This window comes from Streptococcus danieliae, from assembly GCF_013415245.1.
Lineage (GTDB): Bacteria > Bacillota > Bacilli > Lactobacillales > Streptococcaceae > Streptococcus > Streptococcus danieliae_A.
In genome coordinates, this window is sequence record NZ_JACBXX010000224.1 from 1 (window position 1) to 2,580 (window position 2,580).

Consider the following 2,580-nt stretch of genomic DNA (forward strand, 5'->3'; position numbering starts at 1 on the left):
TGCTTGAATACGGTTGTGATAAGCAGAAAGTTGTTTATTTTTGAGAGCTGATTTTAATTCATTAATTTGATCTTGTGTGAATTCCATAATATCTATTATAATTCAGATTTTGATTTTTGTTAAGTATTAAAATCCTTGATCAATACCGTTTTGATTGTGGTTGGATCGGTACCAGTGGTTGTTTTCTTTTCCCTTTTTGTGGCGTCACAGACCTATCAAAAGAATGTGATTGCCCGCTCCTTTTACCGTTTTGTTTTCTTCCTACCGGTTGTAACAGGAAGTGTTGCGGTTACGGTTGTTTGGAAATGGATTTACGATCCTCTGTCAGGGATTTTGAATTTTGTTCTCAAATCAGGGAATATTATCACACAAAATATTTCTTGGCTGGGTGACAAGCATTGGGCACTGCTAGCGATTATGATTATCCTCTTGACAACCTCTGTTGGTCAGCCAATTATTCTATATATCGCAGCTATGGGAAATATTGATGAATCCTTGGTCGAAGCGGCGCGTGTTGATGGAGCGACCGAAAGACAGGTCTTTTGGAATATTAAGTGGCCAAGTCTCCTGCCAACCACCCTCTACATTGCCATTATAACGACCATCAATTCCTTCCAAATTTTCGCCTTGATCCAGCTTTTGACCTCAGGAGGTCCGAACTATTCAACCAGTACGCTGATGTATTACTTGTATGAAAAAGCCTTCCAGCTAACAGAATATGGTTATGCCAATACCATTGGTGTCTTCCTAGCTGTTATGATTGCACTCGTCAGTTTTGCTCAATTTAAAATTTTTGGAAGTGAAGTGGATTATTAGCAGGCTAGCCTAGCCAAAAATGTTGGGCAGCAGTAAGCCTTGGTTGAGAGAATGTCAGCACTTGACGAAGCTAAGGCAAAAATGACTAGCAGATATCTAGAATCTGCGAAGAATATGGGGTACTTTTTATGAAAAAAAACGTCCATCCAGTTTCATTCTTGGCAACAGGCCTGTTACTTCTCTTAACAGTCTTGTTCATCTTTCCCTTTTACTGGATCTTAACAGGAGCTTTTAAGTCTCAACCAGACACAATTGTTGTTCCTCCCCAGTGGTGGCCGACAGCTCCCACCTTGGAAAATTTCCAGCAGCTAATTGTTCAGAACCCAGCCATGAAATGGTTGTGGAACTCGATTTTTATTTCTGTGACGACTATGTTGCTCGTTTGTATGACTTCAGCCTTGGCAGGTTATGTTTTGGCTAAAAAACGCTTTTATGGTCAGCGGCTTCTTTTTGCCCTCTTTGTGGCAGCTATGGCTTTACCCAAGCAGGTTATTTTGGTACCATTAGTTCGAATTGTTAACTTTTTAGGCATTCACGATACGATGGCAGCCGTGATTCTGCCCTTGGTTGGTTGGCCTTTCGGGGTTTTCTTGATGAAGCAGTTTAGCGAGAATATACCGACAGAATTACTGGAATCTGCTAAGATTGATGGTTGTGGAGAATTGTCGACCTTTTGGAATGTCGCCTTTCCGATTGTTAAACCAGGTTTTGCAGCGCTGGCTATTTTCACCTTTATCAATAGCTGGAATGATTACTTTATGCAGTTGGTGATGCTGACCTCGCGAGACAATCTAACCATTTCTCTCGGTGTGGCGACTATGCAGGCTGAAATGGCAACCAACTATGGCGTGATCATGGCGGGGGCAGCCATGGCTGCTGTTCCAATCGTGGTGATATTTTTAGTCTTCCAGAAATCCTTTACACAGGGAATTACCATGGGGCTGTGAAAGGATAGGAGTATGAAGAAGGGGGCCTTCCGAGGATTATTCCGCTTAGATAGTTGGTGGTTGCGCTTGGCCAATCAGACTTATGATTTAATCATGACCAATTTGTTGTGGTTGTTATCAGCCCTACCTCTGGTGACCCTGGGAATGGCCAAACTCTATTCCCTCTATGGAATTTCCCAGTGGCGTTTTTCCAAGGATTATGAGTTACTTGTCAGCTTTAGGCAGGCTTGGAGGCGCTATTGGCGGATTGGTCTCTCTCTTTCCGCCTTGGATCTAGGCTTTCGGGGGCTATGTCTGTTCAATCTGTATCTGGTCTTAGGCCAGACCAGCTGGCCTTTCCTGGCTTATAAAGTTTTGATTGTCCAAGTTTACTTGCTGACTGATCTATTCTTGTTTTATCTCTATCCATTGGCTCTAAGAGAGGAGCTAACTTGGAGGGAAAGACTGCAGACGGCCCTTTATTCCTAGTGGGGCGACCGCGGATGAGTCTTCTAGCTCTCGGTCTAGGACTTGTTTCCTTTTTACTTTACACTTTTAATAGCCAGAGCTTCTTCGTTTTTCTTTGGTTCCATTGTATGATCGGCCAGTCTTTGTGGTCTTGGTTCCAATTAGAAGCGAGTCGCTGAGTTTAAAGGGTGGGCAGGATTTGCTCCCCCTTTTCAATTGTCTGATAGTCGACGATTTTACGAATTATACTCATTTAAAATCAAAAGTTGAAAAATAATGGATGCTTAGTTTTGAAATACAACAATATAAAACCACTACGTATCTAGAAAGGACCTTGTCCATTCTCTATTCACAATGGATTTTAAGGTTT

Annotated in this window: 2 protein-coding genes and 1 pseudogene; all 3 read left to right on the forward strand. The window is 42.2% G+C overall.

Annotated elements, in window-relative coordinates:
* Positions 1-126 precede the first annotated feature (126 nt).
* Positions 127-816 (forward strand): annotated as a pseudogene (locus tag HZY94_RS09585) (carbohydrate ABC transporter permease); the annotation flags it as partial.
* Positions 817-944: 128 nt separating this feature from the next.
* Positions 945-1,763 (forward strand): carbohydrate ABC transporter permease, encoded by an 819-nt coding sequence (locus tag HZY94_RS09590; protein WP_179925938.1) that lies wholly within the window; start codon positions 945-947, stop codon positions 1,761-1,763.
* A gap of 12 nt (positions 1,764-1,775) precedes the next feature.
* Positions 1,776-2,231: a DUF624 domain-containing protein gene (locus HZY94_RS09595; RefSeq protein ID WP_179925939.1), complete on the forward strand. Its 456-nt coding sequence runs from the start codon at positions 1,776-1,778 to the stop codon at positions 2,229-2,231.
* Positions 2,232-2,580 lie beyond the last annotated feature (349 nt).